General features: G+C 53.0%; 3 tRNA genes and 3 rRNA genes. All 6 read left to right on the top strand.

The window, feature by feature from the left end:
• Positions 1–450: 450 nt before the first annotated feature.
• The 6 genes from HK25_RS01140 (at position 451) to HK25_RS01115 (ending at position 5,709) form a co-directional block, all read left to right on the top strand.
• A 16S ribosomal RNA gene (locus tag HK25_RS01140) occupies positions 451–1,938 on the top strand.
• A 171-nt stretch (positions 1,939–2,109) separates the two neighbouring features.
• A tRNA-Ile gene (locus tag HK25_RS01135) sits at positions 2,110–2,186 on the top strand.
• A gap of 41 nt (positions 2,187–2,227) precedes the next feature.
• Positions 2,228–2,303, top strand: a tRNA-Ala gene (locus tag HK25_RS01130).
• 330 nt (positions 2,304–2,633) lie between these two features.
• A 23S ribosomal RNA gene (locus tag HK25_RS01125) occupies positions 2,634–5,374 on the top strand.
• Between the two features lie 122 nt (positions 5,375–5,496).
• Positions 5,497–5,612 (top strand): 5S ribosomal RNA (gene rrf / locus HK25_RS01120).
• Together the 16S, 23S and 5S rRNA genes with 3 tRNA genes alongside form the textbook arrangement of a ribosomal RNA operon.
• Before the next feature lie 20 nt (positions 5,613–5,632).
• Positions 5,633–5,709: transfer RNA gene (locus HK25_RS01115), tRNA-Met, on the top strand.

Genomic DNA, 5,709 nt, shown 5'->3' with positions numbered 1-5,709 from the left:
GATTTTTTTTGAGGATTTTTGCTTTTTTTTGAGTGGAATTGAGTGGAATTGAGGTGTGTTTGAGTTGTTTTCACCAGGTTTTGCCTGGGTTTTTGGGTTAATTTTGGGGTGTGTTGACAGGGTTAGTATGAGGCTGTAGAAGCTGGCTCATCGAGAGCGGATGGGGCTCTGGAGGCTGAGGCTTCCGGGGTTTTTTCTGACTTTAGCGGTCTTTGACAAGAGAATATGAGAGAGGGATATGCTGACGGCGTATTTTCTCTGAGGGTGAGGTTTCGGCCTTATTTTTGGAGGGGTATCTGACTGGTTTTTGACTGGTCATGACGTTTGTTCAGTATATCTTGCATATGCGTTTTTAAAAACAGACGTTTCGAATGACTTTTCTTAAGTGAAAAGAAATTGCATGACCGGGTCTTTGTTTATTGTGTCTGACACTTTTGTGTTGGGTATGATGAACCTGAGAGTTTGATCCTGGCTCAGAGCGAACGCTGGCGGCATGCTTAACACATGCAAGTCGCACGAAGGTTTCGGCCTTAGTGGCGGACGGGTGAGTAACGCGTAGGAATCTATCCACGGGTGGGGGATAACTTCGGGAAACTGAAGCTAATACCGCATGATACCTGAGGGTCAAAGGCGCAAGTCGCCTGTGGAGGAGCCTGCGTTTGATTAGCTTGTTGGTGGGGTAATGGCCTACCAAGGCGATGATCGATAGCTGGTTTGAGAGGATGATCAGCCACACTGGGACTGAGACACGGCCCAGACTCCTGCGGGAGGCAGCAGTGGGGAATATTGGACAATGGGGGCAACCCTGATCCAGCAATGCCGCGTGTGTGAAGAAGGTTTTCGGATTGTAAAGCACTTTCGGCGGGGACGATGATGACGGTACCCGCAGAAGAAGCCCCGGCTAACTTCGTGCCAGCAGCCGCGGTAATACGAAGGGGGCTAGCGTTGCTCGGAATGACTGGGCGTAAAGGGCGTGTAGGCGGTTTGTACAGTCAGATGTGAAATCCCCGGGCTTAACCTGGGAGCTGCATTTGATACGTGCAAACTAGAGTGTGAGAGAGGGTTGTGGAATTCCCAGTGTAGAGGTGAAATTCGTAGATATTGGGAAGAACACCGGTGGCGAAGGCGGCAACCTGGCTCATAACTGACGCTGAGGCGCGAAAGCGTGGGGAGCAAACAGGATTAGATACCCTGGTAGTCCACGCTGTAAACGATGTGTGCCAGATGTTGGGTAACTTAGTTATTCAGTGTCGTAGTTAACGCGTTAAGCACACCGCCTGGGGAGTACGGCCGCAAGGTTGAAACTCAAAGGAATTGACGGGGGCCCGCACAAGCGGTGGAGCATGTGGTTTAATTCGAAGCAACGCGCAGAACCTTACCAGGGCTTGAATGGGCAGGCCGTATCCAGAGATGGATATTTCCCGCAAGGGACCTGCCACACAGGTGCTGCATGGCTGTCGTCAGCTCGTGTCGTGAGATGTTGGGTTAAGTCCCGCAACGAGCGCAACCCTTATCTTTAGTTGCCAGCATGTTTGGGTGGGCACTCTAGAGAGACTGCCGGTGACAAGCCGGAGGAAGGTGGGGATGACGTCAAGTCCTCATGGCCCTTATGTCCTGGGCTACACACGTGCTACAATGGCGGTGACAGTGGGAAGCTAGATGGCGACATCGTGCTGATCTCTAAAAGCCGTCTCAGTTCGGATTGCACTCTGCAACTCGAGTGCATGAAGGTGGAATCGCTAGTAATCGCGGATCAGCATGCCGCGGTGAATACGTTCCCGGGCCTTGTACACACCGCCCGTCACACCATGGGAGTTGGTTTGACCTTAAGCCGGTGAGCGAACCGCAAGGACGCAGCCGATCACGGTCGGGTCAGCGACTGGGGTGAAGTCGTAACAAGGTAGCCGTAGGGGAACCTGCGGCTGGATCACCTCCTTTCAAGGAACTGTTCTGAGTGGAACCGGTTATCTGGTTTTATTTGGAATGTTTCAGAAAATAAAAGTCCTTCAGATAGGATCTCTGAAGGCAGCGTCTGGTCAGATGTCTGCATGAGCAATCATGCGAAAGCGCCGTCAACATATCCCTTTCTACGACAGATTATACAGGTTCGGGCTAGTAGCTCAGTTGGTTAGAGCACACGCTTGATAAGCGTGGGGTCGGAGGTTCAAGTCCTCCCTGGCCCACCACTTAATCAGCTGTATATGATAATATGCAGTTGTCTGGTTATGGGGGCGTAGCTCAGCTGGGAGAGCACCTGCTTTGCAAGCAGGGGGTCGTCGGTTCGAACCCGTCCGTCTCCACCATCTTTACTAAGTGGTTGTCGAGAAGTCTGTCGTAAGGGAGTGTTAGAGATTGGACATTTCCGTATATGGAGCCGCGTTGCGGCGCATATATGGTGTGTGTCTGATGAGAGATCTTTGTCAGTGTGAATCGGTTGGTGCGTATCTGGGCGTGCCTTTTAGTTGCGGGTTGGTCTGACCCACAGCGTTCTGCTTTTGCGGAATGATGTGTTAAGCAACGAAGGCATGAAGCGTTCAGATGCGTTTTAAAGATATAAGTGACGTACTTGCATGATGCATGCGGGAACAGTCTTATATGACTTAGGTTGTATAGATGGTTTCTGTGCATGGTGAGAGTGAGTGCGATAAGGGCATTCGGTGGATGCCTTGGTACCAGGAGGCGACGAAGGACGTAGCACGCTGCGAAAAGTTGTGGGGAGCCGCGAGCAGGCTTTGATCCGCAAATATCCGAATGGGGCAACCCACCCGCAAGGGTATCATTACCTGAATACATAGGGTGATGAGGCGAACCCGGGGAACTGAAACATCTCAGTACCTGGAGGAAAAGACATCAATTGAGATTCTGTTAGTAGTGGCGAGCGAACGCGGAACAGGCCAGTATTACTTTGTAAAGAAGCAGAAGGACATGGAAAGGTCCGCCATAGTGGGTGATAGCCCCGTATGCGTAGTGTTGCAGAGTAGTCTTGAGTAGGGCGGGGCACGTGAAACCCTGTCTGAACATGGGGGGACCACCCTCCAAGCCTAAATACTCCCTGGTAACCGATAGTGAACAAGTACCGTGAGGGAAAGGTGAAAAGCACCCCGACAAGGGGAGTGAAATAGACCTGAAACCGAATGCCTACAAACAGTCGGAGCCTCTTATGGGGTGACGGCGTACCTTTTGTATAATGGGTCAGCGAGTTTCTGTTTGCAGCGAGCTTAAGCCGTTAGGTGTAGGCGTAGCGAAAGCGAGTCTGAACAGGGCGTTCAGTTGCTGGCAGAAGACCCGAAACCGAGTGATCTAGCCATGGCCAGGCTGAAGGTGCGGTAACACGCACTGGAGGGCCGAACTCACGCCTGTTGAAAAAGTCGGAGATGAGCTGTGGTTAGGGGTGAAAGGCCAATCAAACTCGGAAATAGCTGGTTCTCCGCGAAATCTATTGAGGTAGACCGTCGAGTATTACCCCGGGGGGTAGAGCACTGGATGGGCTAGGGGGGCCCAAAGCCTTACCAAACCTAACCAAACTCCGAATACCCGGAAGTATGAGCTCGGCAGACAGACAGTGGGTGCTAAGGTCCATTGTCGAGAGGGAAACAGCCCAGACCACCAGCTAAGGCCCCTAAATCGTGGCTAAGTGGGAAAGGATGTGGGGATTCCAAAACAACCAGGAGGTTGGCTTAGAAGCAGCCATCCTTTAAAGAAAGCGTAATAGCTCACTGGTCTAATAGAAACCCTGCGCCGAAAATGTAACGGGGCTCAAGCCACGTGCCGAAGCTGTGGGTGCATATCTATGATATGCGCGGTAGCGGAGCGTTCCGTAAGTCTGTGAAGGAGGCGGGGTGACCCCCTCTGGAGATATCGGAAGTGCGAATGCTGACATGAGTAGCGACAAACAGTGCGAGAAACACTGTCGCCGAAAGTCCAAGGGTTCCTGCGCAAGGTTAATCCACGCAGGGTTAGTCGGCCCCTAAGGCGAGGGCGAAAGCCGTAGTCGATGGGAATCAGGTGAATATTCCTGAACCTGCCAGAAGTGACGAATACAAAATGTTGTCAGTCCTTATCGGATTGAACTGGCTTTTTGCGTATTCCAGGAAATAGCTCTGGCGTATAGACCGTACCCGAAACCGACACAGGTGGACTGGTAGAGAATACCAAGGCGCTTGAGAGAACGATGCTGAAGGAACTAGGCAAATTACTCGTGTAACTTCGGGATAAGCGAGACCCACTGCCGGGCAACCGGGGGTGGGTGGCACAGACCAGGGGGTAGCGACTGTTTAGTAAAAACACAGGGCTCTGCGAAGTCGAAAGACGACGTATAGGGCCTGACGCCTGCCCGGTGCCGGAAGGTTAAGAGGAGGTGTGCAAGCACTGAATTGAAGCCCCGGTAAACGGCGGCCGTAACTATAACGGTCCTAAGGTAGCGAAATTCCTTGTCGGGTAAGTTCCGACCTGCACGAATGGCGTAACGACTTCCCCGCTGTCTCCAGCATCGGCTCAGCGAAATTGAATTCCCCGTGAAGATGCGGGGTATCCGCGGTCAGACGGAAAGACCCTATGAACCTTTACTGCAGCTTTACAGTGGCATCAGAGACATTCTGTGTAGGATAGGTGGGAGGCTTTGAAGCGGGGGCGCCAGTTCCCGTGGAGCCATCCTTGAAATACCACCCTGAATTTTTCTGATGTCTAACCGCGGTCAGTTAGCCTGATCCGGGACCCTGTATGGTGGGCAGTTTGACTGGGGCGGTCGCCTCCCAAAGTGTAACGGAGGCGCGCGATGGTGGGCTCAGGCCGGTCGGAAACCGGCTGTTGAGTGCAATGGCATAAGCCCGCCTGACTGCGAGAGTGACAGCTCGAGCAGAGACGAAAGTCGGCCATAGTGATCCGGTGGTCCCGCGTGGAAGGGCCATCGCTCAACGGATAAAAGGTACTCTAGGGATAACAGGCTGATCTCCCCCAAGAGTCCACATCGACGGGGAGGTTTGGCACCTCGATGTCGGCTCATCACATCCTGGGGCTGGAGCAGGTCCCAAGGGTTCGGCTGTTCGCCGATTAAAGTGGTACGTGAGCTGGGTTTAGAACGTCGTGAGACAGTTCGGTCCCTATCTGCCGTGGATGTTGGAGATTTGAGAGGATTTGTCCCTAGTACGAGAGGACCGGGATGAACATACCTCTGGTGCACCGGTTGTCGCGCCAGCGGCACAGCCGGGTAGCTAAGTATGGACGGGATAACCGCTGAAAGCATCTAAGCGGGAAACCCACCTCAAAACTAGATCTCCCTGAGGGCCGTGAAAGACCATCACGTTAATAGGCCAGGTGTGGAAGCGCAGTAATGCGTGCAGCTAACTGGTCCTAATCGCCCAATAGACTCACTCTCTTTACCATCTCCCTTAAAAGAGATGTTACCCATGCACAGAAATCATCTATGCAAACAAACATACGTCACTTACATCTTACCAACCGGTCCCACTGTCCCTTCCCCAGGGGTAGTTGGGATGACCTGGTGGCCATGGCGGGGAGTGATCCACACGATCCCATCCCGAACTCGACCGTGAAACCCCCCAGCGCCTATGATACTGCGGCTTAAGTCGTGGGAAAGTCGGTCGCCGCCAGGTCTTCCAAACTACCTCACCTCCGCGGGGTGGAGCAGCCCGGTAGCTCGTCAGGCTCATAACCTGAAGGCCGCAGGTTCAAATCCTGCCCCCGCAACCA

The organism is Acetobacter sp. DsW_059, assembly GCF_002153695.1.
GTDB lineage: Bacteria > Pseudomonadota > Alphaproteobacteria > Acetobacterales > Acetobacteraceae > Acetobacter > Acetobacter thailandicus.
Note: the sequence above shows the minus strand (reverse complement) of the source record. Positions and strands in the feature narration are given on the sequence as shown.